The organism is Chryseobacterium sp. StRB126 (genome assembly GCF_000829375.1).
GTDB lineage: Bacteria > Bacteroidota > Bacteroidia > Flavobacteriales > Weeksellaceae > Chryseobacterium.
In genome coordinates, this window is sequence record NZ_AP014624.1 from 922,723 (window position 1) to 948,188 (window position 25,466).

General features: G+C 34.6%; 28 protein-coding genes and 2 tRNA genes. 21 read left to right on the plus strand and 9 right to left on the minus strand.

Translation table 11 applies throughout. The annotated features are described in order from the left end of the window. Window positions 1-93: 93 nt before the first annotated feature. Genes CHSO_RS03990 through CHSO_RS04000 form a run of 3 tightly spaced genes read left to right on the plus strand, consistent with a single transcriptional unit; the run spans window position 94 to window position 4,290 of the window. On the plus strand, window positions 94-870 hold the full coding sequence (locus CHSO_RS03990) for a DUF4241 domain-containing protein (RefSeq protein WP_045492548.1): 777 nt from the start codon (window positions 94-96) through the stop codon (window positions 868-870). Window positions 871-875: 5 nt separating this feature from the next. Then, on the plus strand, window positions 876-1,571 hold the full coding sequence (locus CHSO_RS03995; protein WP_045492550.1) for an SMUG2 DNA glycosylase family protein: 696 nt from the start codon (window positions 876-878) through the stop codon (window positions 1,569-1,571). A 34-nt stretch (window positions 1,572-1,605) separates the two neighbouring features. After that, window positions 1,606-4,290 (plus strand): DEAD/DEAH box helicase family protein, encoded by a 2,685-nt coding sequence (locus CHSO_RS04000; protein WP_045492553.1) that lies wholly within the window; start codon window positions 1,606-1,608, stop codon window positions 4,288-4,290. Window positions 4,291-4,377: 87 nt separating this feature from the next. On the opposite strand, the gene CHSO_RS04005 is transcribed toward CHSO_RS04000, so the two are convergent. Further along, a complete protein-coding gene (locus tag CHSO_RS04005) occupies window positions 4,378-5,199 on the minus strand; it encodes a T9SS type A sorting domain-containing protein (protein WP_045492556.1) in 822 nt (273 codons plus the stop codon). A gap of 34 nt (window positions 5,200-5,233) precedes the next feature. Continuing rightward, window positions 5,234-5,785, minus strand: a complete 552-nt coding sequence (locus tag CHSO_RS04010) for a phage tail protein (RefSeq protein ID WP_045492559.1) — start codon at window positions 5,783-5,785, stop codon at window positions 5,234-5,236. Window positions 5,786-6,121: 336 nt separating this feature from the next. On the opposite strand from CHSO_RS04010, the gene CHSO_RS04015 reads away from it, so the two are divergent. Then, a complete protein-coding gene (locus CHSO_RS04015; RefSeq protein WP_045492562.1) occupies window positions 6,122-6,886 on the plus strand; it encodes an enoyl-CoA hydratase/isomerase family protein in 765 nt (254 codons plus the stop codon). A 51-nt stretch (window positions 6,887-6,937) separates the two neighbouring features. On the opposite strand, the gene CHSO_RS04020 is transcribed toward CHSO_RS04015, so the two are convergent. Further along, complete coding sequence (locus tag CHSO_RS04020) at window positions 6,938-7,468, minus strand: bile acid:sodium symporter (protein WP_045492565.1); 531 nt, start codon at window positions 7,466-7,468, stop codon at window positions 6,938-6,940. A 198-nt stretch (window positions 7,469-7,666) separates the two neighbouring features. Here CHSO_RS04020 and CHSO_RS04025 point away from each other — a divergent pair, with 198 nt between their 5' ends. The 9 genes from CHSO_RS04025 (at window position 7,667) to CHSO_RS04065 (ending at window position 13,558) form a co-directional block, all read left to right on the plus strand. Beyond that, window positions 7,667-8,284 (plus strand): hypothetical protein, encoded by a 618-nt coding sequence (locus tag CHSO_RS04025; RefSeq protein ID WP_045492568.1) that lies wholly within the window; start codon window positions 7,667-7,669, stop codon window positions 8,282-8,284. A 1-nt stretch (window position 8,285) separates the two neighbouring features. Next, window positions 8,286-8,897, plus strand: a complete 612-nt coding sequence (locus CHSO_RS04030; protein WP_045492571.1) for a hypothetical protein — start codon at window positions 8,286-8,288, stop codon at window positions 8,895-8,897. Window positions 8,898-8,904: 7 nt separating this feature from the next. Continuing rightward, window positions 8,905-9,195 carry a winged helix-turn-helix domain-containing protein gene (locus CHSO_RS04035; protein ID WP_045492574.1) on the plus strand — a complete coding sequence of 97 codons (291 nt, stop codon included), beginning with the start codon at window positions 8,905-8,907 and terminating at the stop codon, window positions 9,193-9,195. Between the two features lie 76 nt (window positions 9,196-9,271). After that, window positions 9,272-9,577: a hypothetical protein gene (locus CHSO_RS04040; protein WP_045492577.1), complete on the plus strand. Its 306-nt coding sequence runs from the start codon at window positions 9,272-9,274 to the stop codon at window positions 9,575-9,577. A 48-nt stretch (window positions 9,578-9,625) separates the two neighbouring features. After that, window positions 9,626-10,111, plus strand: coding sequence for a Coq4 family protein (locus tag CHSO_RS04045; RefSeq protein ID WP_045492579.1), 486 nt, complete (start codon window positions 9,626-9,628; stop codon window positions 10,109-10,111). Window positions 10,112-10,200: 89 nt separating this feature from the next. Further along, window positions 10,201-11,571: a DUF4173 domain-containing protein gene (locus CHSO_RS04050; RefSeq protein ID WP_045492582.1), complete on the plus strand. Its 1,371-nt coding sequence runs from the start codon at window positions 10,201-10,203 to the stop codon at window positions 11,569-11,571. Window positions 11,572-11,583: 12 nt separating this feature from the next. Then, window positions 11,584-12,267 carry a DUF1361 domain-containing protein gene (locus tag CHSO_RS04055; protein ID WP_052480480.1) on the plus strand — a complete coding sequence of 228 codons (684 nt, stop codon included), beginning with the start codon at window positions 11,584-11,586 and terminating at the stop codon, window positions 12,265-12,267. 179 nt (window positions 12,268-12,446) lie between these two features. Beyond that, entirely contained in the window at window positions 12,447-12,986 is a 540-nt protein-coding gene (locus CHSO_RS04060; protein WP_045501843.1) for a hypothetical protein, read from the plus strand. Window positions 12,987-13,045: 59 nt separating this feature from the next. After that, the gene (locus tag CHSO_RS04065) at window positions 13,046-13,558 is read left to right on the plus strand and encodes a hypothetical protein (RefSeq protein WP_045501846.1); all 513 of its coding nucleotides are present in this window, start codon (window positions 13,046-13,048) and stop codon (window positions 13,556-13,558) included. A gap of 220 nt (window positions 13,559-13,778) precedes the next feature. Here CHSO_RS04065 and CHSO_RS24880 read toward each other — a convergent pair whose 3' ends face one another. The 4 genes from CHSO_RS24880 to CHSO_RS04085 form a co-directional block, all read right to left on the minus strand. Then, window positions 13,779-15,434, minus strand: coding sequence for a S8/S53 family peptidase (locus CHSO_RS24880; RefSeq protein WP_144428846.1), 1,656 nt, complete (start codon window positions 15,432-15,434; stop codon window positions 13,779-13,781). 208 nt (window positions 15,435-15,642) lie between these two features. Continuing rightward, window positions 15,643-16,239, minus strand: a complete 597-nt coding sequence (locus CHSO_RS04075) for a hypothetical protein (RefSeq protein ID WP_045492585.1) — start codon at window positions 16,237-16,239, stop codon at window positions 15,643-15,645. Window positions 16,240-16,252: 13 nt separating this feature from the next. Beyond that, window positions 16,253-16,702 (minus strand): D-aminoacyl-tRNA deacylase, encoded by a 450-nt coding sequence (gene dtd / locus CHSO_RS04080; RefSeq protein WP_045492588.1) that lies wholly within the window; start codon window positions 16,700-16,702, stop codon window positions 16,253-16,255. Window positions 16,703-16,710: 8 nt separating this feature from the next. Further along, the gene (locus CHSO_RS04085) at window positions 16,711-17,169 is read right to left on the minus strand and encodes a hypothetical protein (RefSeq protein ID WP_045492591.1); all 459 of its coding nucleotides are present in this window, start codon (window positions 17,167-17,169) and stop codon (window positions 16,711-16,713) included. Window positions 17,170-17,279: 110 nt separating this feature from the next. Here CHSO_RS04085 and greA point away from each other — a divergent pair, with 110 nt between their 5' ends. From greA to CHSO_RS04125, 8 genes are all read left to right on the plus strand, one after another. Next, entirely contained in the window at window positions 17,280-17,750 is a 471-nt protein-coding gene (gene greA, locus CHSO_RS04090) for a transcription elongation factor GreA (protein ID WP_045492594.1), read from the plus strand. A gap of 57 nt (window positions 17,751-17,807) precedes the next feature. Beyond that, window positions 17,808-18,197, plus strand: a complete 390-nt coding sequence (locus tag CHSO_RS04095) for an HIT family protein (RefSeq protein WP_045492597.1) — start codon at window positions 17,808-17,810, stop codon at window positions 18,195-18,197. A gap of 68 nt (window positions 18,198-18,265) precedes the next feature. Continuing rightward, entirely contained in the window at window positions 18,266-19,453 is a 1,188-nt protein-coding gene (gene clpX / locus CHSO_RS04100; protein WP_045492600.1) for an ATP-dependent Clp protease ATP-binding subunit ClpX, read from the plus strand. A gap of 75 nt (window positions 19,454-19,528) precedes the next feature. After that, window positions 19,529-21,496 (plus strand): T9SS type A sorting domain-containing protein, encoded by a 1,968-nt coding sequence (locus tag CHSO_RS04105; RefSeq protein ID WP_045492603.1) that lies wholly within the window; start codon window positions 19,529-19,531, stop codon window positions 21,494-21,496. Window positions 21,497-21,501: 5 nt separating this feature from the next. Next, window positions 21,502-21,738 (plus strand): hypothetical protein, encoded by a 237-nt coding sequence (locus CHSO_RS04110; RefSeq protein ID WP_045492606.1) that lies wholly within the window; start codon window positions 21,502-21,504, stop codon window positions 21,736-21,738. A 61-nt stretch (window positions 21,739-21,799) separates the two neighbouring features. Beyond that, on the plus strand, window positions 21,800-23,092 hold the full coding sequence (locus CHSO_RS04115) for a peroxiredoxin family protein (RefSeq protein ID WP_045492609.1): 1,293 nt from the start codon (window positions 21,800-21,802) through the stop codon (window positions 23,090-23,092). Window positions 23,093-23,136: 44 nt separating this feature from the next. Next, window positions 23,137-23,210 (plus strand) — tRNA-Met (locus tag CHSO_RS04120). Window positions 23,211-23,453: 243 nt separating this feature from the next. Then, window positions 23,454-23,527, plus strand: a tRNA-Met gene (locus tag CHSO_RS04125). A 370-nt stretch (window positions 23,528-23,897) separates the two neighbouring features. Here CHSO_RS04125 and CHSO_RS04130 read toward each other — a convergent pair. Beyond that, window positions 23,898-25,196 (minus strand): HlyD family secretion protein, encoded by a 1,299-nt coding sequence (locus tag CHSO_RS04130; RefSeq protein WP_045492612.1) that lies wholly within the window; start codon window positions 25,194-25,196, stop codon window positions 23,898-23,900. 48 nt (window positions 25,197-25,244) lie between these two features. Continuing rightward, window positions 25,245-25,439, minus strand: coding sequence for a bacteriocin-like protein (locus CHSO_RS26570; RefSeq protein WP_410493386.1), 195 nt, complete (start codon window positions 25,437-25,439; stop codon window positions 25,245-25,247). Between the last annotated feature and the right edge of the window lie 27 nt (window positions 25,440-25,466).

A 25,466-nucleotide genomic window follows, 5' to 3' on the forward strand; every position in this document is an offset into this window, starting at 1 on the left:
AATAATCTTTTGTTAAAACACTCAACTATATTTGATCGCATTGCATTTATTCGTTATTTTCAAGATTAAAATCAATTCAAAAAATAAGCAACAATGAATGAAAGCTGGATGCAAAAATGGGAAGAGATAAAAGACAAATTGATATCTCCTGTAGATATTGAAACCTATTTTACCTCAGATGAAATCATGGATCAGAAGATGGAGGTTATGGAAATAGGAAATGTTTCCCTGCCATCAGGAAAAGTAGTCGTAAGAGATCCTCTTGTATATCTGAACCAGAAGGAACAACCTTTTTTTGTTGAGACTCCCAAAGGAAATTTTCCTGTAACCATTGCTGTGGTAAAATTGGAGGATTGGGGAGATCGGTATGCCGCTGCAAAAGTAGAGTTTACTAAAGAAAAGCCTGTTCTTTACAGAGAAGCATTAATTGGCCTTGAAAATATTGACGATACTAATGAGGATGCTTTTTTCGGGTTTAATGTAGATGCTGGTTTAGCTTGTATTACCGATCCTGAAGTGGTACCTCATGTGGATAAATTTATTGAAGAACTGGATGTAGAGAATATTTACGATGACTATTTTGCTGAACTTTTTGCAAAAAGCTATAAAGAAAATCCAAGAAACCAAAGAGACCTGGGTGACTGGATTAATTGGACAGTTCCTAATACAGAATATCAGATCCCAATATTTGCAAGTGGAATAGGAGATGGAGTGTATCCTGTTTACTTTGCCTATGATGAACAGAACAAATTATGTGGATTATATATTCATTTTATTGATATTGAATTAGAGCTGTCAGAATATGATGAAGACGAGGAGGAAGAAGATGAAGATTCAGATCAGCCGGATAATTTTGTTTTTCTAAAATAGTTTCTATGAATAAAACTTTTGCAGAACAGGTTATTGAATTCAATGAAAACCTTACCTACTTAGGAAGCCTTCCCAATGGTTTTGAAGTATTGAATCCGTATCTGGATAATCCGGAGACAATGCAGGTGATGCAAAAGTTTTATCACAAATATTATAATGACTCCAACAAAAGAAAATTGATTATTGGAATTAATCCCAGCCGCCATGGAGCGGGCGTAACAGGAGTTCCGTTTACAGATACCAAGAGGCTTGAAAGTGTATGTGGAATAGAAATGAAATCTGCCCATACCCATGAAGTTTCCTCCGTGTTTATGTATGATATGATAGCAGACTATGGAGGTGCAGATCTGTTTTATAAAGATATTTATATCAACTCACCATTTCCTTTAGCCATTGTCAGAAAGACAAAGAATGGATCGCTCAATGCCAATTATTATGATGATAAAGATCTTTTTCAGGATGTGAAAGACTTTATGATTGATTCATTAAAAAAGCATATCAGCCTGAATCTGGATACCTCAGAAGTCTTTGTTTTAGGTAAAAAGAATGCCGAATTTATTTCAAAAATCAATAAAGAAACTCAACTTTTCGATACAATGACTGTTCTGGAACATCCACGGTATATCCAGCAATACAAATCAAAAGAGAAACAGCTTTATATCGATAAATATATTTTAGCATTAAAAGATAAAAACCAGTAATTCCGGTAATCCTGTTTTTTATTAAATTGTGAACATGAATGTTTTCCCTAAGAACACAACCTTTAAATACAACTGGCGGACTTATCAGAAGAAATTCCTGGATCATCTTGACGAATACCTTATAGATAATCATCTGCATGTCTCTGCGCCACCGGGTTCAGGAAAAACAGTTCTCGGATTAGAAGTGATGCTGAGGCTGGATAAACCCACACTCATCGTTGCTCCTACATTAGCTATTAAAAATCAATGGATCCATAGGTTCTGTGAACTGTTCCTCAATACAGAAACCGTTCCTGAATGGATATCTTCTGACATCAGAAAACCGGGAATCATTACAGTAACAACCTATCAGGGAATTCATTCCGCTTCTGAAACTACTGAAGAAGAGGGAGAAGCTGTTGTGAAATCTTCAAAAGTTCCGGCCTCAGAAATTATAAAACGACTGCAGAAGCAAAAAGTAGGCACCCTTATTTTGGATGAAGCCCATCATTTGAAAAATGCTTGGTGGAGAAGCCTTATGGATTTGAAAAATAAAATTGAACCCACTGTTGTTTCCCTTACAGCCACACCTCCGTTTGATGTTTCCGGTTCAGAATGGCAAAAATATATCCAGTTGAATGGGCCAATAGATGCAGAAATATCTGTTCCTGAGCTGATGATCGAAGGAGATCTTTGTCCACATCAGGATTTGGTACACTTTACATTACCTTCTCAGGAAGAACAAAAGAAAATTGAATATTATCATACACATGCTTTAGGCTTTTTTGAAGAAATAAAAAAAGATGAAGTATTTCTTAGGGCTATTGAGCAGCATCCTGTATACCAAAAACCGTTGGAGAATTTAGATTGGATCTATGAAAATATATCTTCCTATACTTCTGGCCTGATATATCTTCATTTCCGAGGAAAAGAAATTTCCGAAGTCCATTTTGAGATCATTGGGGATCAGCAGAAATATATTCCTGAGTTTGATTTCTTCTGGATGGAAGAATTGCTTGATTTTTATTTATTGGTAGATGAGGTTCAATTTAAAAATTATGAAGATCACCGTACTGATCTTGGAAACAGGTTAAAGAGATACGGATTTCTGGAACAAAAAACCTTGAGTTTTTTTAATAGTAAAAACCTAAATCAGATCCTCAATTCAAGTATAGGTAAACTTCAAGGAATAAAAGACATTGCTGATTTTGAGTTTTCCGTTCTTAAAGATAATCTAAGAATGGTTATTCTTACCGATTTTATCAAAAAAGAGTATTTAAATAATGACACTCAGAATAAACTCAATCTTGATAAAATAGGAGCTATTCCGATCTTTGAAAAATTAAGACGTGAAAATTTTCAGCAGAAAAAAATAAGAATTCTTACAGGAAGTCTGGTCATTATTCCTGCAAGTGCAAAAAGTATATTTGAAGAGCTATGTACGAAAAAAAGACTGTCCGGAATAGGTCTTGTACCTTTGAGTTATGATCCGGATTATCTCGTCATTAGTCTTACAGAACAAATAAAGCATGGTATTGTACACATTATTACGGAAATTTTCCAAAGCGGGGAAATTCATATTTTAATTGGAACCAAATCCTTGCTGGGTGAAGGTTGGGATGCTCCGAAAATGAATACTTTAATCCTGGCCAGTTTTATAAGCTCCTTTGTTCTTTCAAATCAGATGAGAGGAAGGGTTATAAGAACAGATAAGGATATCCCCCATAAGACTGGGAATATTTGGCATCTGGTATGCTTTGACCCTGGTGACGAAAACGGAGGTCAGGATCTCCATATTATGAAACGTCGTTTCAAAACTTTTGTTGGGGTTTCCAATAAAGAGACTCCCACCATTGAAAACAATTTTGAAAGGCTCAATCTTAAAACCATAGAAACTAACGAAGACATTTCAGGAATTAATGACTTATTCTTTGCTTTGGCTAAAGATAGAGATAATCTTATCAAACGTTGGGAAGAGGCTCTTGGGCAGGGAAATGTTTTAGTAGAAGAAATACAGGTTCCATCTATCAATATGATTGCTATGAAAGATGTGAAGATGAATTATCTTGGAAAAATGTCGGGAAATATGATGAAGGTGATGGTATCTTCGGTACTATTATTCTGGCAGAATCTCTTATTGGGTATTTTCAGAAATTTACAGGCAATCAATTCTGTGAAAACCTTTTCATTGTTTGTATCTCTATTTGGACTTGCAGGTTTTGTGGTGTATGGAAGAAAGTTATATAGATCTGCAAAACAATATTGGAGGTTTCGGGATGTAGGGAAACAACTTGATGCACTTGCAGAAGTAGTTTTACATGGACTGATTCATGAAAAAGTAATAAGAACTTCTTTTGAACAGCTGAAAATTGTAAGCTCATCCAATAGTAGTGAAGGAGCGTTCTGTTATCTGAAAGGTGGCAGCCAATATGAAAATGCACAGTTTATTCAGGCTTTACAGGAATTAGTCTCTCAGATAGATAATCCAAGGTATATCCTGAAGCAGGAAAAAAAATCCTTTTTTCTGAAAAATGAACAGTATTTTCCGGTGCCTGAGACTTTTGCGAAAAATAAGAAAAGTGCAGAATTCTTTAATACAACCTGGAATAAAATTATAGGAACATCAGAACTTGTTTTTACCAGAACTATTGAAGGGCGTAAAATTTTATTAAAACTGAGATTTGAAGCCCTTTTAAAAAGAAATGGAAGAATAGAACATCTTCATAAATGGACAAGATAAATAACAAATCCCTTAATATAATCAAGGGATTTTGTCTGCATGAATTAGAATTTTTGAGGGAACAAGTTCGGACAGAATTTATAATAATTAGTTTTTAATAACTTTAGTAGACTCATTCGTTGTTTTGATAAAGTAAACTCCTTTCGGGAATTCTGAGATATTAATTTCATTAGAACCTTTCTGTACCTGAACCGTTTTTAGCATTTTGCCATCAGTATTGTAAATTTTGATTTCTGAATTTTTTTCTGAATTGATTGAAAGTAGGCCATTGGTTGGATTAGGATAAATACTTGTCTCCTTTTTAGAAGCTTTAGATTCCGTGGTATTCAATACAATACCGCTGTCTTTTACCCAGGTGAAAGCATCCAAACCTACATATCTAAATCCTCCATTTGCTGTAATACGAAGTTCATCAATGATAATATTTGAGTAATTTTGGCCATTTAAGTTCGTCATGTCAATTAAGGTATAGCCATTGCTAATACCTATATTTGTTGTAAAACCACTCGTTTTTGTTTGGGTAAATTTTGTTACACCATTCAGCTTTCCGGTTACTGTAATAGAGCCTGTTACATTGAGATCAAGTTCCAGAGAAGAAAGAAACAACCAAAATTTATTTACTTTAAATAAATTAGAAGTAGTTCTAATACTAAAAGATGGTGGAGATTCAGTATTATTGGAATTATCAATGTAACGGTTGTCATTTGCTGTCCCATTCCAGCCTGTTCCTGGATAGTTTGATTGGATATCAAAAATACTTACATGGGAAATGATATTAAAAATAACCCCGTTATCAGTGAAGCTTGAACTTCCATTTGATTCTGTCTCAAATTGCTCTGTACTGGTCTGCCCGAATGAAAAAATTGAAATGAGCAGACTACAAATCGTAAAAATAGTAGTGCTTTTCATGATTTTTGTTTTAAATATTAGGTTATGGTATATATTAATCACGTGGAGGGTAAATTCCTTCAACACAAATGATATAATTAAGTCCTAAATAAGGAGGCATATTATTCATAGGTAAATTTTGTCCTACAAATGCAATACTCTGACTGTTGATAATGGTGTCTGGGTTTGCATTATTTACAAAACTTGGGACAACATTGAAGTCCCTTCCAACTTGTGTTCCTGTTATAGCAATAGATGTTATAGCTGCAGGAGTGGATGTATTGGCATTTTTATTAGCCACTTTAAGCTGAAATCCGGCTCCAACACTTGGTAGGTTTGAAGCCAATAATGTGTTTTGTGTTGTTCCAGCCATAACTCCCAATGGATAGTATTCATTAGCGTTAACATTTCCTGCACCAAGAGCCATACGGCCTTTCAGGTTTGGTAAAGCAAAAGTGGTTATACCATCTCCACCATATGTAGTTCCTAGTATAGAGAATAGTGCCGAATTTCTCGAAATGCTTAGTAAGCTTCCGTCACAAAACATCCAGCCTCTAGGTGCGAAGTTTCCTGCAAATAATTTAACGATTCCAATGTATTCGTCCATGGTAAATATTTTTTAGCTTTTAATTTTCTTACTCTGTTGATGGCTTTTCAGATTCCGCCGTTTATAGGTTTTTCCTAATCCAAAGGAACAATTAATAATAGGGCTGTAATAGAGTAGAAAGCACCGAATCGGAGAGCAGGTATTTCTACCTAAAGGGATATTTCCCTGTTGCCTAAGAATGAATTCAGATCTTTTTAATATGACAACTAATAATTAGTTGTTCAATAGTAACTTCCGGCTTCTTTCTTCCAGTTTCCTGTCTGAAAAAATGTCTGCATTAAGTTTCTCTAAAAGCACTGTATTTAGTATTTTTGTAAGAATCCAATAAAAATTAAAATGAACGAATTCGTAGTATCTGAAATTAAAAATAATATTGCCGAAATCACTTTCGGAACCCCAAAAAGCAATGCTCTTCCGGGAGCAATTTTAGAAAAACTGGCTCAGACTATTTTAGATGAAGGAGCTAAAGATGAGGTAAAAGCTATTCTGGTAAAAAGCGAAGGTGAAAAAGCATTCTGCGCAGGAGCAAGTTTCGATGAACTTCTGGCCATTGAAGAGCTGGAAACTTCTAAGAAATTTTTTGGTGGTTTTGCTAAAGTTCTGAATGCAATGAGAAATTGCGGAAAGATTGTTGTAGTAAGAGTTCAGGGAAAAACAACAGGTGGTGGAGTAGGTATTGCCTGTGGTGCTGATTACTGCTTTGCAACAAAAGATGCTGCATTAGCGCTTACAGAGATCAATTTAGGAATAGGACCTTTCGTAATCGGTCCATATGTAGAAAGAAAAATTGGTAAATCACAATTCTCAGCAATGGCTATTGATGCCGATTTCAGATCTGCTGAATGGGCAGAACAGCATAATGTATATCATTCTGTTTCAGACAACATTCAGGAAATGGATGAAAAGCTTGAGAAATTCTTACATACCTTGGCATCAAGAAGCAGTGATGCCCTAGCATTGATTAAAAAAGTTTCGTGGGAAGGAACCGATCATTTTAATGAACTGATGCCGGCAAGAATTCACATGAGTGCCAGCCTTATTTTAGAAGATTCTGCAAAGAAAAATATTGAAGCCATTAAAGAAAGACTGAGAGCCAAATAGGTTTTCATTCCATCCAAAAATAGCCAGCCGTTGATTGTTTCAGCGGCTTTTTTACTTCATATTCTCATCATGATCAAGAGAAAGAATTTCCTTGCTGTATTTTAAATAGGTTACTATTACTTTTGTTCCTGTCTCATATTCATCATAAACCTTTTTCTCAACAGGAAGTCTTATCTTTTCCCCTTTGTTGCATCCTGCAAAAGTGATGATGTATTCATCACCTTCCGTTTTGTGTTTAGAAATAATAATACTTTTTAATCTGTTTTTACCATTTTCAATATCCTTCTTCCATCTTCCTTTGAAGTATTGATAGATAAGCCAATGAATAATTAAAAAAAAGAGATAGAGCGCTACTGCAGCGGCAATAAATAAAATGTAATGGTAATATTTGAAGTTCTTAAACTCATTTTTCAAAAAAAAAGCGGTGATAAGCGTTGTTATCATAATAACAGCAATTACAACACCTGAAAAATCTTTAAAAAAATCTCTTTTATGGGTTGCTATCATATTGACCTCTTCCTCGCTTAAAGGAATATTTTCTTGTAAGTATATTTGAGAATAATCAATTAAAACTTTTGTCATAATAAGATAATTAAAGTGAGCCGCTATTCTTTTATTTACTTCTATGAATGAATTATGATCGGGGTTTTGGCTTATATACTTTTGATAATCTTAAAGTTAAGAATAATAAACAGAGCTTGATTAAAAAATCACTTTAACGGAAAAAAATATTTTGCAGATTAAAAATAAATTATAACTTTGTAATTCAAAGTTCTTTTTATGGATTCGAAAAATTATCACGAAGATTTATCCCATATCCGTTCCATGATGGAGCGGTCTTCCAGATTTATTTCTTTGAGTGGACTCTCCGGAGTTGTGGCAGGCATAGTAGCACTTTTAGGTGCCGGGTATGCCTATTTTGCTATGGAAAGTAAAAAAGTGGAATATATTAACGGAGACAGGCTCAGCTTTACACCTGCATTGGTTCAGGAGTTAATTATTACTGGGTTGGTAGTTTTAGTACTGGCAGTTTTCAGTGGATATGTTTTTACCGCCCATAAAAGTAAAAAGAAAGGATTGAAGATCTGGGATTCTACTACAAAACGACTTTTAGTTACCTTTGCAGTTCCATTAGCTGCCGGAGGAATCTTTTGTGCGGCCCTTATTGAGCATCATCTAATGGTATGGATTGCTCCTACGACTTTGATTTTCTATGGATTAGGTCTGATAAGTGCTGAAAGATACACCTTGCCAGATGTAAAATATCTGGGGTATTGCGAAGTAGTCCTTGGGTTATTTTCTTTATTCTTTCTGGGCTGGGGATTATTTTTTTGGTCGGTAGGGTTCGGTATTTTGCATATAGTTTATGGACTGATTATGCATAAAAAGTACAAATAGAATGTCTAAAAGCTTAAAATATATTTTAATTGGTTTATCCACAGTTCTAGGACTTTTTATTGTAGGAGGATTTATCTTTAAGTTAATTATATTGGCAGCTTTTGGAGGCTTTGATAAAGACTATTCTGTCACAGAACTTGAAGAAGAATATTTAGAGAATAAAACTGAAATTAAAGATTTGATTCAATACTATTATACAATCAAACCTTCTGATAAAGTAGTTGATATAGAGTTTAAAAATGATAAGGTTTTGGAGAGGATAATAATTACACCACTCAGTAATAGTATGCAGACCTATCAAAATTGGGATATAAATGTTGTTGATTTAACAAGATCAAAACTGAAGTCAGAATTAAACTGGACAGAAGACGAGATTAAAATATTAAAAGAAAAGTTGGATAATGCAAATTGTATTTCTATTAAAGATGGTGAACCAGTTAAAATAGGTTTTAAAAGAAGTGGGTTAGGAATGTATTCTTTTAATGTTTTTCAAAAACGGGATACAGACAGGAGTATGTTTAATGATGGGTGCCAATATATTCTGCGTAATCATAATTTGGCTCTTGAATATGGTGGTGGAGCAATAGGGCAGCAGTGTTTTCCCAATAAATAAATTAAAAATGATCAAAATAAGTCAACTCAATAAAGAATTCGAAAGTCGTGTAAGATTGGGCATTATGTCTGTTCTTATGGTGAACGACTGGGTTGATTTCTCTGAAATGAAAGGATTGTTGGAGATCACAGACGGAAATCTTGCCAGCCACAGTAATGCCCTTGAAAAAGTGGGATATATTGAAGTGAAAAAAGAATTTGTAGGAAAGAAACCTAAAACCTCTTACCGTGTTACCCAAAGTGGGAGACAGGCTTTTACAGATCATCTGGATGCCCTTGAAAAATTATTGGGACGATAGTCCTATATTTTTTTTGAAATTTTACTTTGTAATTCAAAGTTCTTTGTTTTAAAAATAAAATTAATAATGATAAATTATGAAAGACCAGGAAATTATAAACCTAAGTAAATCAGTATTTGGATTGTGCTTTATAATCGGAAGTATTTGTCTTCTGGGAGGATTATTCAAACAGGAATCATTTGCCGCTGCAGGTTATCTGCTGCTCCTTTTTGCTACTCCTCTGAACTTATTACTTGTATTAGTTTTTTTGATCTGTGGGCTTGTGAACAAACCTAGATTAAAAACCTATGGTAAAGCAATTGGCATACTATCCATCAATATTCCTATTGCTATTCTGTATGCGGTAATAGGACTTTATATATTTTCTAATGGGAACTGGTAAGTTGTCTATCCTAATTAAGTTGAAATCTTGTTTTAAAATACATACACTATGAAAAAAATACGCGTTCAGTTTCTGCTTTTTGTGTACGATAAAACTCAAAAACTCTACAGAAAATACTTTAAAAAGAAAAAAAGACAATGGCAGTTTAATGAAAAACAATTGCTGAAGTTCAAAGAAGATTCATTGGGAAGAAAATTAGGTGAATTTTACCATAAACACGGGTTTTCAATGATTCCCAAGATGGAAAACCACGATGTTCACCATCTGATCACCGATTGTGGAACCAATTTCGAGGATGAAATTGCCATGCAATACCTTTTGCTGGGTAACGGAAAGCTCAATGCTCATCTGTTAGCAGCTATTGTACTGGGAAGCCTTATTCTTCCGGAATATATGAAAATCTACCTTAAGGCATACCGGAAAGGACAGAATATGAGGGCCTTTCATGAATGGGATTTCGAAGGCTTGCTATGGCAAAATTTTGAGCATCTGAAAGACTTTATCCAACAGAAAGATACCGTTGTTCTACATTAAAACTATTATTGGTGAATATTCCTATTGCAGCAATATATCTTTTGATCATTATCAATTTTTCTCAACTCAATTTTTAAACTTTATATCTTATGAAAACACATCACTATATATTTCTCACAACAGCCCTGTTTGTAATCTTGTTCTACGATCAGGATATGGGGCTGAATTTTGGAATCCTTGGAATTCTATATGCCATTCTAAATTTTTTCAAAACACCAGAAAAAAACAAAACCAGAACTTTTTATATTCTCACAGCTACAAGTATGCTTTCAGGGATTGCGTTTGCGTGGTATGGAGACTTTCCTTCATTTTTGGCCGTGGCAAGTTCTCTTCTTTTGCTGGGCTATAAATCAAGGAATAGAAAAATGAAAATCCTCTTTCTGATTCCGGTATTTATTACGAACTGTTGTACTTCGATTTGTAGAATTTTTATGCTTGATAAATGGTTGCCTCAAAGAAATGTTCCGGGAATGTGGCAGAAGATTATGGCTTTTGTGCTTATTCCGTTAGTTCTTATATCCGTTTTCTTTGGAATTTATGCAGCAGGAAGTGACCATTTTGCTGCTCTCTTTACAGATTATGAATTAGATATCAATCTTTGGCAGATTTTCTGTCTTTCCGTTTTAGGATTTTTTATTGCTTTTAATTTCTGGAATTATGCTGTTGAAAAATTGATCTACAAAAATCATCACTATTTAGATAATGACTTTCATAAAAGTGCTCAGGAACCTAAGTCAACCTATTCTTTCCTTGATCTTGATGCTGAAAGAACGAGTGGAGTAATATCCTTCTTTTGTCTGAATATTTTGCTGGTCTTTTTCATTATCACCTATAATTATGAACAATTTTATGAAGTCTCAAAAACACCGATTCAGCTTTCGGAAGAAACCCATGAGCGTGTTAATGCGGTAATTATGTCTATTATAATGGCTATTCTGGTCATCATGTTTTATTTCAAATCAGGATTTAACTTTGATCCAAAAGCAAAGCTGCTGAAAGTTCTAGCTAAAGTCTGGATTGTTTTGAATGCTGTACTTATCCTGTCTGCAGCAGCTAAAAACTATGAATATATTGTCAATTATGCCTTTACGTATAAAAGACTGGGGGTTTTTGCTTTCCTGATTTTGTCTCTGGTAGGTCTTGGTTTAACTTTTATTAAAATTCAAAGGCAGAAAAGAAATGCATTCCTTTTCAATACCATGGTGTGGTACTTTTATGGAACTGTTTTGATGTGCAGCTATATCAACTGGGGCGGTTTTATTACCTCACAGAATATAAACCGTAAGAACTTTGATTTACATTATCATTGGACATCGGTTAACTTCAACTCCGAAAGCCTGATGAAATATGCGGATGAAAAGAATAACCAAAAGCTTAAAAGAGATGTTCAGAATAAAATTAAGACCGAAAAATCCAAATCTTTCCTTTCAAAGATCATCTATTATCAAACCATCAAATAACAAGAATACACGATGAAAAAGTTAATAGAATCTCCAAGATTTAAAATGAATGTTTTGCTGATATTCATGACCTTGTTTTGTCTCAGTCTCTCTATTTTTAGGTATTATATCAGTGAAACAAAAGTATTTTTCTTCCTGAATTGGAATCTTTTTCTGGCATGGATCCCTTTATTTCTAAGTACTTTTATTTTGGCATTCAATATTAAAAGTAAATTATCCATCGCAGTAATTATTGTTGTCTGGATTTTGTTTTTTCCCAATTCACCCTATATTCTGACTGATCTTTTTCATTTAAAAGCAAGAAATACAATTCCTATCTGGTATGATTTGATTGTAATCCTTTCTTATGCCTGGACAGGGCTCATCTGTGGTTTCTTAAGTCTTAATGATATTGAAAAACTTCTATCTGGTTACAGTAAAGAAAGAGTTATCAACGGGGTTGTAGTCCTCTTTCTTTTTATGAGCAGCTTTGGAGTGTATTTGGGGAGATTCCTGAGATGGAACAGTTGGGATATTCTGAACAATCCTTTTGGGTTATTCAACGATATTGTAGTGCGGCTTATTTATCCGCTGGAATATACAAAAACCTGGGGTGTTACCCTTTTAATGGGGATTATGCTCAATTTTATGTATTTCACTTTTAAAATGATTAGAAATAATAACGAAAAGCTTGTACAGACTAAAAATACAAACTGAAAGAGTTGGAACAATTTTAGCATTTAAAAAGGACTGATTAACCAGGATCGTGTTAAGGGTAGAAGTTTAGTATTGATAACTTCTAATGAAACAAGGCTTTTAGAAGTATGGAAAACTATAAAACTTCCATCTCCCAGCCTCCAGCTTCCGTCTTTTTCACTTCCTTAAAATTAATTATTATGAAAAAAAGCTTATTGTTAATTCCATTGATTATTATTTCCTGTAAAAAAGATCCGGCTGTAACAGATATATCTCAAAAGGATTCAACCATTGTAACGGAAATGCCGGACTCTGTCTATAAAGCAGATTCTGTAGCGCTGAGAAAAAAAGATTCAATTATTAACAATGCGCCTGCTACTAAGGAGATTTTACGTAAAGGCGTTATGAGAAGCGAAAAAGAAGGGCAGATTGTAAGAACAGCAGATGCCTCTCAGCTTCCTTTTACACTAGGAGAAGAATTTAAGAATGATGATCAGGAGCTTATTTTAAAGCTTACCAATTTTGAACAGTCCAATATCAAAGCAAAGATTTCAACTAAAGAGAAAGACTTTAATATCAGATTCAATCAGATAAGGCTTCCCAATGGAAATTATGACGGCCCTTTCGGAAGAGAAATCACTTATGAAATTCCTGAAAAAGGAGAAGTGTGGCTGATTATCGGAAAAAGTAATATGGCTTCAGGGAACACCAAAGGACATTTTACAGTAAGCATTGAGTAGCATCAATTAATTTGGTACAGTTTCTGCAAATTAACATCAGAAGTTTAAATTTAAAAATTATGAAAAATATCGTTCTAACAGCAATGGCCGCCTCAGCTGTACTTGTAAGTTGCGGAACCGTACAGTCGCTGGTTCAGAATACATTTCCCTATACAACGAATGTTTTAGTTTCCACAGGAGTACCTGCTGATAAAGAAGTTTCTTCAACCGCAACCGCAACCAATGTACAAACGTGGTTCGGAGGAAATAATAATGCCCAAATTAAAGATGTAAGAATCTCTGACGCAAAGATTTCAGTAGCATCTCCTTCAGGAGGAAACCTGAGCGCATTTAAAACAATCAAAATATACGTTTCATCCAGCGGAACAGGGGAGAGACTGATTGCATCCCGTTCTAATATCTCTACCAATTCTTCCAGCATGAGTCTGGACCTGAATGATACAGGATTTCTGGATAGTATTGTAAAAAGCTCAGGACTTACCGTAAGAACAGTGTATGAATTGAAGAACCAAACATCTTCAGATATGAATATTAAAGTAGCCCTTAATTTCAGCAGCGTTCCTGCGAAATAATTGTTATAAAAGTTAAGAATAAAAACTCCTTTCTATTACTGAAAGGAGTTTTTGTTTTAAATAAAAAGTTTAAATGGGTGCTGGAAGGAGGAAGTCATCAAGGTCATAAAAATAGCTGTTATACTTTTTTATCTTTTTTGAAAATTATTTTATCATCCTTTTGGTAATCATACACCTAAAATAACTTCCAGCTTCATTCTTCCAGCTTCCCACCTTTTACTTATAGTTTGGTGAATTTCTCCACAACACGTCTTGATCTTTCATTGATATTGATGAGATACTGACCAACGGGAAGTTCAGAAATATTAATTTTTTCTCCGGAAGAAACTGTGCTTTTTATCACTGATCTTCCATTCATATTGATAATTTCGATATCCATTTTTTTATCTTCAGTATTCTGAATAGCGATATAATTGCTGGATGGATTAGGGTAAATTTTCACTTCAAGGGCAGGTAAAGCTTTAGCTGAAACTGTAGATTTACTTTCCAGTTGTAAAATAGCGTTTCTTACATTCGGAAGCGGACCTATTTTTTTATTAACATCAGTTCCTCCCTGTGGAATTCCTGTAGAAACTAAAAGGTTTCTCATAGCAGCCGGGCTTAAATTCTGTCCTGTAGTCTGACGGTAAAAAGATTGAATAAGCACAGCAGCAGAAGCTACAGTAGGTGTCGCAGAACTGGTTCCGCTGAAATAATTATAAGTCCTGTTATTATCGTTATCATACTTTGCATACGATCCATAGCCTGCTGCCAGAACACTGCTTCCCCATCCCTGTACATCCACTCGGCTTCCATAAGTACTGAAACTTTGTTTTGAGTGCGTAGTATTAGGAGTACCGGCACCTACGATGATAGCACCGCTGTTTCCTCTTGCTCTGTACTGCGCATAGAAAGGATCATCAAGGTCCTGATTCCCATTCCCTGCTGCTGCAATGATGATAATTCCTGAATCTGTAGCTGCCTTTGTAAGATCCCAGATCACACTGTCATATTCGGCAGGGCAATATTGACCGTCTTTTCCCCCAGTCTGCATTTCATACAGGATGATATCTCCCGACTGAGAAGCGTTGATGGATCTGCTTACCGCAGTGGCTCTGTTATACCCAACAGTAGTCCATTCCATATACCCTTTGATTTCTGAAGCACTGTAAACAGCACCAGTAAGTCCGATATTATCTTTTATGGATCCTAAAATACTTACTACAGCCGTTCCATGATCCCGGTAATTATTATTGGCTAATCCTGAATTGGGAGAATATCCCGGTTCCAATTGGATTGAGTTCTGATTGGTCAGCATTTCGTGAGTTTTGTAAAAACCATATTCTACATCGCGTATACGGATGTTCTGCCCGGAAATTCCTCTTGACCATGCGTATTTTGCATTGATTCCCGGGTTGTCATTCAGGTAAGTCTGTATGCTTTCCAGATCCGGAGTTGCGACAAACATATTAACTAAAGGTGGTTCAATAGGAGTGCTACTCATTACTGATACATATTCTATTTCCGGGAATTTTTCAAGGCTTTGAACTAGCCTTTGAAAAGTATCGCCATTCTGAACAGGAACATTGGCTTTAAATATTCTTTTCAGTTTTAGAACAGACTCCCCCGAATTTCCGTTTCGTCTGCTGTTGGCCATCATTTCATTAATTTTTTCACTGCTGAATCCCAGATCATAAGTAAATGATATTCCATTTTCTCTGGCAAATCTTTCCAGTTCCGGATTTTTACTAAGTGCATCCTTGTCTGAAGAGATATTCTTTGAAAAACATACATAAATCAGATCATTTTGTTTCGCGCTGCGATCTGATGGAGATTGTCCAAATGAAAGGAAGAAACAGAACACCAATAGTGTAAGGAGTTTGATTTTTGTTTTCATGTTATTTTTGTTAAATGGTTGTGAATTAGATTGGATAATATCAAAAATAATAATAAAATGAAAACAAATCACGTTTTTGTGAATTTATTTTCAAATCAAATTGCTTTTGCCTTTGTGTAAAGGATTGGGCCATATTTTTATCAAAAAATACCTCTCAGTTTTGCTGAAAGGTATTTCTTGATTCGGATATAATGATGATTTAACCTTACTAATATTCAAGTTGGTTACCATTAATTTTATGATAAAAAATCTGCTTCTTATTCATGATTTTATATTCAATTCCAATGCTGTCTTTATTAGCATTAATGAGCCTTGCCTCCTGAATAGATTCGTTTCGGTCATCACTGGGAATATCAATTGAAGAACGTTGTAAAACCTTTTCTAGAATTTCAATATCAGGGGTTCTGCCTATTTCTTTTTCAAAAATACCTTCCTGTTTATAAATTGATATTCGAGGTTTAGCTAATGCTCCCGGACGATGTCTCTCAATTCGATAATTGTCTTCCAGTTGAATCCTCTGGTAGCTGTCAATGGTTGAAAAATGGCTGACAAGGGCAAAAAAAGGAATCATCATGGGCAGAATGCTCAAAATAATTCCGGCTACCAAAAACCCAAAATATACTTTAATGGCTTGTTGCTTCCAAAACCTAATCATGATAAAAACAGTCATAGCCAGCCAAAGCCAATTAATAATTTTATCCGTATAATATCCGGTATAGCTGTATTTATTAAAATTTAAAACAATTTCACTCAGGAAAATTAAGGTCACCGCAAGATAAACGATCACAATATTTTTGTTCATCATCAGTTTTCTGTTATCAGCTTTTTGTAATCGAATCCATAACGATGGTTACCGGCCCGTCATTAATTAATGAAACTTTCATATCTGCTCCGAAAATACCGCTTTCAGTTTTCAATCCGGATTTTGCCATTTCTTCTTTAAAATAATCAAATAAAGGAACGGCTTTATCAGGTTTGGCTGCTTTAATGAAAGAAGGGCGGTTTCCTTTTTTATAATCTGCAATCAAAGTAAACTGGCTTATGCAAAGGATTTCTCCGGAAATATCTTTTATAGAAAGATTAAGTTTATCATCCTCATCTCCAAAGATTCTCAGATTAAGTATTTTCTGTACGAGCCAATCTGCATCTGCTTTTTCATCATTCTCATCAATGCCTACCAGCAGCATTAAGCCTTTTCCTATTTCTCCTACTATTTTTCCATCTACTTTTACACGGGCTTCAGAGACTCTTTGTATAACGATCTTCATTTTTTATTCTAATAGTAAATATTTAAAGTTTTGCTTGCAGGATCATAATTATAAGAAGTATAAGTCTTAGGGGGAAGGGAGGTTTTAGCTCCATCCAATGGCTGACCGGTTCTTAAAATCCATTTGGTGCCATCCTTTGGACATAGTATGGCAATATTATCCTTTACCTCAAGGGTCGTATCATTATCAGGACATAAATGAGGCGCATTTCGATCATAAACTTTAAATGTATTTCCTACACGAACAATGATTAAACCTCTGGTTCCGGATTGTTGCTCGTTAACGTAGATCCAGCCATCATCATAATTCAATGCGTTATATGCAGGAAGGTTTAAATTTAAAGAAACATTGATTGGGTTGTTCGGAAAGCAGTTCACCGTATCTTCTCTGCTTCCGCATGAGTTTATAGATAAATTACTGAAAATCAATAAAATGAAAATAGATAATATCGAAAAAGTTTTTTTCATTTCAATTTAAATTTTTATATATTTGTAGAAATTAAACGATTATAACACGTAAAACATTGTCCGACAAATGTCGGATTATTTTTTTATACTAAAACTAAATTTTGAAAATTATGGCAAGCTATGTAACAAAGGAGGGCCTTGAGAAAATGAAAGCTGAGCTGGAACAGTTGGAAACTGTGGAAAGACCAAAAATCACTCAGCAGATCGCAGAAGCTAGAGACAAAGGAGATTTGTCTGAAAATGCAGAATATGATGCGGCTAAAGAGGCTCAGGGGATGCTTGAAATGAGAATTTCTAAGCTGAAGGATGTTATCTCAACTTCTAAAATTATAGACGAAAGCCAATTAGATACTTCAAAAGTTTCTATCTTAACTACAGTGAAGCTTAAGAATAATGCAACTAAACAAGAGCAGGTATTTACATTGGTACCAGATAACGAAAGCGACCTTAAGACAGGAAGGATTTCTGTAAACACTCCAATTGCAAAAGGATTGCTAGGTAAAGCGAAAGGTGAAACCGCTGAAATTACTTTACCAAACGGAAACAAACTTTCTTTTGAAGTATTAGACATTTCTCTATAGTCTGATACTCCCTTTCATTTCTAAACTTCTAGTATTTAATCTATAACTTTTATAAAAATGAGCACTATATTCACAAAAATCATCAATGGAGAAATTCCCTCTTATAAAATTGCAGAGGATGAAAACTTTATTGCATTCCTTGATGCAATGCCTTTGGTGAAAGGACATACTTTAGTAGTTCCGAAAAAAGAAGTGGATTTGATTTTTGATCTTGAAAGTGAAGAATACAAAAACCTTTGGGGATTTGCCCAAGAGGTGGCCAAGAAGATCAAAACTGCAATTCCATGTGTAAGAGTAGGAGTAGCAGTTGTAGGACTTGAAGTTCCGCATGCTCACATTCATCTTATCCCTTTAAATAAGATGGAAGACATGAACTTCAGAAATGAAAGACTAAAATTAACGAACGAAGAATATACAGAGATTCAAAACTCAATTATTAATTCTTAAAACACAGAAAATCGTAAAAAAGTAATTTTTTACGATTTTCTTTAACATATACATATATATTATATAATATGAATCCAAACCAATGTTCTTTCTGCGGAAGAAAAAGAAATGAAGTACAAATGTTGATTTCTGGGCAGAACGGTTTTATTTGTGAAAATTGTATAGAGCAGGCACACGTTATTGTAAAAGACAGTGCTTCAAAGTCAGGACATTCACCTGCAGACAGTATGGAAGATCTTAAAAAGCCTAAAGAGATTAAAGGATTTCTGGATCAGTATGTCATAGGACAGGATCAGGCTAAAAAACAACTTTCCATAGCGGTGTATAACCATTATAAAAGATTACTTCACGCCCAGGACGAAAATAGAGAAGTAGAGCTTGAAAAGTCCAATATCATCATGATAGGAGAGACCGGAACAGGAAAAACCTTGTTGGCTAAAACCATTGCCAGAGAGCTTAATGTACCTTTCTGTATCGTAGATGCTACTATTTTAACAGAAGCCGGGTATGTAGGGGAAGATGTTGAAAGCATCCTTTCAAGACTATTGATGGTAGCTGATTATGATGTGGAAAAAGCAGAAAAAGGAATTGTCTTTATTGATGAGATTGATAAAATTGCAAGAAAATCAGACAATCCAAGTATTACAAGAGATGTTTCAGGAGAAGGAGTACAGCAGGGATTATTGAAACTGTTGGAAGGAAGTATTGTAAACGTACCACCACAAGGAGGAAGAAAGCATCCTGATCAAAAGTATATTCAGGTGAATACTCAGAATATCCTGTTTATTGCCGGAGGAGCTTTTGACGGAATCAAAGAAATTATTGAAAGAAGAATGAATAAGCAAGCGATTGGTTTCAGTTCCGAAAAAATCAATAAAACGGATGAAGATGAGTATGTATTAACAAATATTAATGCAATCGATTTACGTTCATTCGGATTAATTCCCGAACTTTTAGGAAGATTTCCAATTATCACTTACCTTGATAAACTCACAAAAGAGACGCTGGTAAGAATTATGAAAGAGCCTAAAAATTCAATTGTGAATCAATTTGTGGAACTTTTCAAAATGGATGGCACGGATTTGGCAATCACCGATGGGGCAATCGAAAAAATTGTAGAAGAAACTATTGAAAAAGGATTAGGAGCAAGAGGGCTGAGAGGGACTACCGAAAAAGTCTTGGAAGACTACATGTTTTCAATAGGAGAGGAAAAAGAGATTGTATTAACTGAAGATAATATTTTGATTAATAGATAAAAAAGTTTTTTTTTTAAAGAAAAAAATAATACCTTTGCGGGTGAAGATTGTATTAACACACAAATAATTTATACAATGAGAAAAAGTTTATTTGCTATAGGTCTTTTAGCAATTAGTTACTCTGTTCAGGCGCAGATACTATGTCATGTTGACACTAATGCTAATATGTATGTGAGCGAAGGCACCCTAGTTTATAGTGGTGGAGGTGTACAGACAAAAGGCACGGGTCTTTTGGAGGTACACGGAAATGTAATGGTCGTAGGATCAGGCGCAGACGCTTTTAAAACGATTGACGCTGCCGGTGCAGATAAAACCGACGGAGGAAATATCATTTTAAAACTGAATACCCCTGCTAGCTACGCTACATCTACGTATGGGCAGCTGTACATCGATGGATTATCCCAGTCCAATGTTACTGGTGTTGTAAATAAAGAATATAGAAATGGGAAGCATGGTGATGGTAATTTTTACCAACAGATTGCTCTGCCTTTCTATGACAAATTATTAGGTAGCCTTTCTTCGGAGCTTAATAAATCTTTCAACTCTACCAGACATTCCCTGAATGAAATCTTAAAATGGAACAACGCTACTGTTGTAGGTGAGACACAAGCACCTTGGAGCATGGTTACACAGCCTTTCGGGTATTATATGTTAGGGTCTAATAACAATAACCTTGATCTTAGTAATCCACCCGCTGCTAATAATGGTGTTTATAATCTCTCAGGTAAAGCATTCACTAATCAGCCCCTCGTTAATTTAGTTAACGCTGGTAATGGTTTGAATTTCGGACCAGATGGTTCGAATACTAATTCTTATACTGAGCAATATAAGTCCTATTTATTTGACCAATATGAATCTACAACCAGTTCTTGGGCTGGAACATACGGTAAAAACATCTATGAATTTGGTAACCCTTTCTTTACTAATTTAGATTTATCAAAAATCGGATATGTTGAAAGTGGAACTGTTACAGATGGTAATAATATTACTAATATCTGGGGTGTTCAATATTCACCAGGTACTGTACAATATGTAAATGGAGGAGGAAGTACATTTACAAATCCTCTGATTATGACATTTGATCCTGTTACCCGTATACCAGTAGGAGATATCAATAATCTTGTTGTGAAGCCTATGGGAGTTTTTATTCTGAAATTAAGAGATAATACTCCTCAAACATTAAACTTTAACACTCTTAGAAGATTTAGTAATACTGCAAGAGTAGAAGGTACAGATTATGATGTTGCTGCTAGTAAAGTAGCTAGTAATGGTTCGGGAACTGTGAAACAGTTAGGAGTAATTGGTTTAGATGCTAATGGAAATGAATTAGGAAGAACTTACTATGTGGTATCTGCACACGGTACAACGGGACATCAAGCTTCTATAGCTACTACGGTACAGGCTGCAGCAGATAAAAATACATTTGTTACTTATGAAGAAAAGCTAACAGGAGGAATTGATCCTAATTATCAATCAAATTATTTATTATATATTAATGAAGCTAATGAGAAAGATTTCTTAGGAAAAGAAATTGTATTAAATAGTTTTGATTATAATGAGCCTAATGTTACTCAGAAAATTTTTTCTTACAAATTTGAAGTGAGAGAAAATACTAAAATGATTCCTGAAGGATCTCATCAGTTATCCTCAGGAACAGGATTTTATTATAAATCAGCTAACGGTAATGTAGAGGAAGTAAAACAGGGGGCTATTATTCCTGTAAACTCTAAAACGTATGGTTTATATTACGGAGCACCTGATAAAGGTTCATTAGCAACTAAAGAAGATAATACGATAACACTTTCCAGAACTATGGTTGTATATAACCCTGCAGTTAGCAACTATATCGTTAGATTTGATAAAAATTGGAAAAAAGCAGATATTGAAGTTTATGATATGAGTGGTAAACTTATCATCTCTAAGAAAGCAGTTGACACATCTAAAGATTTCGTAATTGAACTTGATGGTTCAGTGAAGAGCTCTTATGTTGTAAAAGTGGTTTCTGATAAAGGAGTAGTAGTTAACACCAAAATCTTAAAATAAATAATATGAAAACTATAAATAAACTAGTATCCGCTCTTTTGCTTTTTGTTGTATCATTTGCTTATGCAGAAGAAAATAATACAATCCCTCCGACTCCAGATGCAGTAGGAAAGGCAGGTAGTGGAGGAGGTGGTTCAGGAGCACCAACATCACCCATCGATATGTATGTATATTTACTTGCTGTAGTAGCTATTGTATTCATTGCATTCTACACCAAAAAGTATAAAAGCATAAAAGCATAAAATTTTATTAAAATAATAAGAAACTCTCTGATTAATCAGAGAGTTTTTTTATTTTTACTCTATGAAAAAGATTTATACACTATCTGCGGTTTTAGCTGCATTTGCACTGCAGGCTCAGTTTACTGTTACAGTTCAGACACCGGCAGATTTTAAAGATCAGGATGCCATTCTATATACGCTAAACGGCTCAAAAGATATTATTGTTACCAAAGAACAAAGTAAGAATAATACATGGACGTTTAAATATCCAAATAATTATATGGGAATGATGAAGATCTACTTCCCTGGCACTAATAACACTGTAAGTTTTATTTCAGAAAACAAGAATGTAAATATCAAACTTGATATTCAGAATAATAAAGTGAAGGACGTTACTTATCTGGATGAAGCCAATGAACTAATGAGCAAACAACAGGAAGGTTCTCAAAAGAAAGAACTTATTCTTCCTGCGTTAAGCCAGATTAAAGAATACTATAAAGATAACACAGACTTTGGAAAAGCTTTAAAAACAGAGATTGACAGGCTTTCCGGTACATCCACTTCCATCGATGCTGCTAAGCACCCGTTTATTAGTTATTACAATACCAATTACAGTAAGTTTCTGGGAAATCCGGCAGATCCTACTAAAAAACCGGATCAGGAGGAAATTATTAATTTCCTAGACAAGTCTAATGATATGCTTGAAAGCTCATCCTTGCTGAGACCTGTATTAGTTGCTTATTTGAACTCTGGTGGGAATGCTAATGTTACAGCTTCAGTAGATAAACTTTTAGATCGTTTAAAGGTAGAAACTCCAAGAGGACAGACTGTATTATCTGAGCTTATCGATATTTTTGATGTTTATCAGATGGACGATTTTAAAACTAAATACTTAGGATTGGCTAAAAATCTTAAATGTACCATTAATGATAGATTGGCTTCCACATTGAAATCCAATGCCAATATTGAAATGGGAGCAGTATTCCCTAATAATAAATTCCAATCGGCAACAAATACCACTGCGAAATCAATCCATGATGTAAAGGCTGATAAGAAGGTTATTGTCTTCTGGTCATCTACATGCTCACACTGTGAGACTGAACTTCCGAAGCTATTAGAAAAATACAACGATTTAAAAGCAAAAAATATTCAGGTTATTGCCCTGTCTTTAGATGTGGATAAAGATTCTTATTCTAAAAAAATTGCTGCCTTTCCATGGATTAATGACTCGGAATTGAGAGGATGGAACAGTAGTTATGTAGATACATACAATGTTCATGCAACTCCGACGTATTTTATTTTAGATGCTAATAACAAGATAATCAATAAACCAGATCATGTTGGGAATGTTTTAGAATATTTTAAGTTAAAATAATTTTGGAGGTAAAAAATATTTTTCTATATTTGCACCACCAAAACGGCGAGGTAGCTCAGTTGGTTAGAGCGCAGGATTCATAACCCTGAGGTCACGGGTTCAATTCCCGTCTTCGCTACAAAAACCGCAATCATTAACTGATGATTGCGGTTTTCATTTTTATGTAATAATTTTCATTTTTCAGAATAGTTTTCCCTTATAGTTATTCACTCCCCCCAAGAAAATGTCATCCAAAGACTTCAGTTTTGTTTTAATTGCCGGCGTATTTTATTCTGTATGTTTCATGTAAAAGATATTTGAACTTTATTTTCGTTATGGGAATACAGATGAAAATATTTTTCTATATTTGCACCACCAAAACGGCGAGGTAGCTCAGTTGGTTAGAGCGCAGGATTCATAACCCTGAGGTCACGGGTTCAATTCCCGTCTTCGCTACAAAACCGCAATCATTAACTGATGATTGTGGTTTTTATTTTTATACAATAGCTTTCATTTTTCTAGATTGTTTTCGCTCATTGTTATCCATTCTCCTTAGAAAATGTCATCCGAAAATTTAAGTTACTATTATATACTGTTTTGTATTCTTATTGTAAAAGATATTTGAATCTTTATTTTGTATAGGAAAAATATGATGTCAGAATATATGGTGGTAAAGTTGATAAACTTCTATTCTGATTATATTCTACTCCATATTGTTATGTGAGGTGATTATTTATTTCTCTGAATGGAAATAGAAAAAATATGAGCAAATAAAAAAGCCGTTTCCTTACATTGAGAAACGGCCATATTTATAGTAAAACTTCTATTAAGCCTGGTAGCCTAATAGTTTTCTGATCTGATAGAAGAATCTTTCTATAAGTCTTAGATCCTCAGTTACAATTTCTGCACTTCCTCTAAGCTCTTTATCAAATTTCAGATTTTTATTATAGCTTGTTTTTAATCCTTTTGGTAAAACTACATCTACATAGTAATTTCCTTTATCATCAGGAATAAGTGATATGTTCTGAACTTTTCCTTCTACGATTCCATATTCCTGGAAACGGTAGTTATCCAGTTTGATTAATACTTTTTCCCCAGGAAGAATCTTTCCGGAATTTACTGTAGGAACAGACATTCTGCCTACTAATTTCTCCTTATTCTTAGGAAGGATGGATATAATAGCTTCTCCTGCTTTTACGAACTGATTTTCGCCGAAAAACTGCTGGAAACTGGCAACACCATCTGTAGATGAAATAACAAGGTAATTTTGTTCCCAAAGTTTTAGAGCCTTTCTTAGTTGCTCAAAAAGCTGTAAGGTTTGTGAAGAATAATTAATTTTGTCTTTCTCGGTATTAATTACTGTTCCGCTTTTGGTTTTGTTAAGATTGGAAATCCCTTCTTCAGCCTGCGAAATAGAAATATTAATGTTTTCCAGGTTCTGCTGAGCCTGAAGATATTTAATTTTTTCACTCTCAAGTTCCATAGCAGAGATCACTCCCTGATTGAATAGTTCCTGGGACCGTTGGAAATTTTTTCTTGTAAGATCATATTTGGCGGATTCCAGGTTTTTTTGCTGTTTTAAAGTGGAAATTCTTGCTTTAGACTCAGATAAACTGAGGTTCGTAGCCAGATTTTCCGGAGCATAAGGCTGTAATCTTGTAAAAAGCTCCTCATCCTGAAATGCTTTTGCAAAGCTGTTGTATTCTCCCTGTAATTCACCCAATTTATATCTTGAAGTCTGAGCAATCGGAAAAGAACCAAGCTGATTAGGAGATATTGAGTCTACCAGTTTTTTTAATGCGATAACATCTTTGTAATTGGCAGCAGACAACATCACCATCAATACATCATTCTTCTTTACTTCCTGATGATCTTTAATGAATATTTTTTCAATCTTGGAATTGATTCTTGCTTCTAATTTTTCCGGTGGATTCAGGGATGTTACTATAATAGGAGCTGGTACAAACTCCGGATATTTTATAATGTAACTCATGACAAAAATGAGTAGGATAATTATGAATATAACCGTGTTTCCCCAGCGAATCATCCAATTAGGTGGCTGGGTAAGAATATCTTGTACACTTTCTGAGCGCAGTTCAATATTGTCTAAAATGTCTTCTTTCATTGTTTTCTGAGGTGAAATTTTCCCCCAATATTTCAGGGGGAATATAATTTAAATACGTGGGCAAGTCCCGTCATACCATGATGGTGGTGAAGTGTCTGCGTCTGGTGGACATTCAAAATGATGCATACGACATGGCATCCAGCTACCAAGACACCATGATCCGCAACAATTGTCATCCGGAATTATTACACCTCCACTGACAAAAACTAAATCTTTTCTGGAAAGTTTTTTTAGATTTTTCATAATTAATAGATGCTTTTAATTTCCTAC

Coding starts and splice junctions, on each gene's coding strand:
- CHSO_RS24880 (WP_144428846.1), bottom strand. CDS start 15,434: ATGAAAACAAAAATCAAACTCCTTACACTATTGGTGTTCTGTTTCTTC.
- CHSO_RS04050 (WP_045492582.1), top strand. CDS start 10,201: ATGAAAACACATCACTATATATTTCTCACAACAGCCCTGTTTGTAATC.
- CHSO_RS04015 (WP_045492562.1), top strand. CDS start 6,122: ATGAACGAATTCGTAGTATCTGAAATTAAAAATAATATTGCCGAAATC.
- CHSO_RS04115 (WP_045492609.1), top strand. CDS start 21,800: ATGAAAAAGATTTATACACTATCTGCGGTTTTAGCTGCATTTGCACTG.
- CHSO_RS04060 (WP_045501843.1), top strand. CDS start 12,447: ATGAAAAAAAGCTTATTGTTAATTCCATTGATTATTATTTCCTGTAAA.
- CHSO_RS04020 (WP_045492565.1), bottom strand. CDS start 7,468: ATGACAAAAGTTTTAATTGATTATTCTCAAATATACTTACAAGAAAAT.
- CHSO_RS04040 (WP_045492577.1), top strand. CDS start 9,272: ATGAAAGACCAGGAAATTATAAACCTAAGTAAATCAGTATTTGGATTG.
- CHSO_RS04010 (WP_045492559.1), bottom strand. CDS start 5,785: ATGGACGAATACATTGGAATCGTTAAATTATTTGCAGGAAACTTCGCA.
- CHSO_RS04030 (WP_045492571.1), top strand. CDS start 8,286: ATGTCTAAAAGCTTAAAATATATTTTAATTGGTTTATCCACAGTTCTA.
- CHSO_RS04110 (WP_045492606.1), top strand. CDS start 21,502: ATGAAAACTATAAATAAACTAGTATCCGCTCTTTTGCTTTTTGTTGTA.
- CHSO_RS04055 (WP_052480480.1), top strand. CDS start 11,584: ATGAAAAAGTTAATAGAATCTCCAAGATTTAAAATGAATGTTTTGCTG.
- CHSO_RS04065 (WP_045501846.1), top strand. CDS start 13,046: ATGAAAAATATCGTTCTAACAGCAATGGCCGCCTCAGCTGTACTTGTA.
- CHSO_RS04095 (WP_045492597.1), top strand. CDS start 17,808: ATGAGCACTATATTCACAAAAATCATCAATGGAGAAATTCCCTCTTAT.
- CHSO_RS04105 (WP_045492603.1), top strand. CDS start 19,529: ATGAGAAAAAGTTTATTTGCTATAGGTCTTTTAGCAATTAGTTACTCT.
- CHSO_RS04000 (WP_045492553.1), top strand. CDS start 1,606: ATGAATGTTTTCCCTAAGAACACAACCTTTAAATACAACTGGCGGACT.
- CHSO_RS03995 (WP_045492550.1), top strand. CDS start 876: ATGAATAAAACTTTTGCAGAACAGGTTATTGAATTCAATGAAAACCTT.
- dtd (WP_045492588.1), bottom strand. CDS start 16,702: ATGAAGATCGTTATACAAAGAGTCTCTGAAGCCCGTGTAAAAGTAGAT.
- clpX (WP_045492600.1), top strand. CDS start 18,266: ATGAATCCAAACCAATGTTCTTTCTGCGGAAGAAAAAGAAATGAAGTA.
- CHSO_RS04130 (WP_045492612.1), bottom strand. CDS start 25,196: ATGAAAGAAGACATTTTAGACAATATTGAACTGCGCTCAGAAAGTGTA.
- CHSO_RS04005 (WP_045492556.1), bottom strand. CDS start 5,199: ATGAAAAGCACTACTATTTTTACGATTTGTAGTCTGCTCATTTCAATT.
- CHSO_RS03990 (WP_045492548.1), top strand. CDS start 94: ATGAATGAAAGCTGGATGCAAAAATGGGAAGAGATAAAAGACAAATTG.
- CHSO_RS04085 (WP_045492591.1), bottom strand. CDS start 17,169: ATGAAAAAAACTTTTTCGATATTATCTATTTTCATTTTATTGATTTTC.
- CHSO_RS04025 (WP_045492568.1), top strand. CDS start 7,667: ATGGATTCGAAAAATTATCACGAAGATTTATCCCATATCCGTTCCATG.
- CHSO_RS04045 (WP_045492579.1), top strand. CDS start 9,626: ATGAAAAAAATACGCGTTCAGTTTCTGCTTTTTGTGTACGATAAAACT.
- greA (WP_045492594.1), top strand. CDS start 17,280: ATGGCAAGCTATGTAACAAAGGAGGGCCTTGAGAAAATGAAAGCTGAG.
- CHSO_RS04035 (WP_045492574.1), top strand. CDS start 8,905: ATGATCAAAATAAGTCAACTCAATAAAGAATTCGAAAGTCGTGTAAGA.
- CHSO_RS26570 (WP_410493386.1), bottom strand. CDS start 25,439: ATGAAAAATCTAAAAAAACTTTCCAGAAAAGATTTAGTTTTTGTCAGT.
- CHSO_RS04075 (WP_045492585.1), bottom strand. CDS start 16,239: ATGATGAACAAAAATATTGTGATCGTTTATCTTGCGGTGACCTTAATT.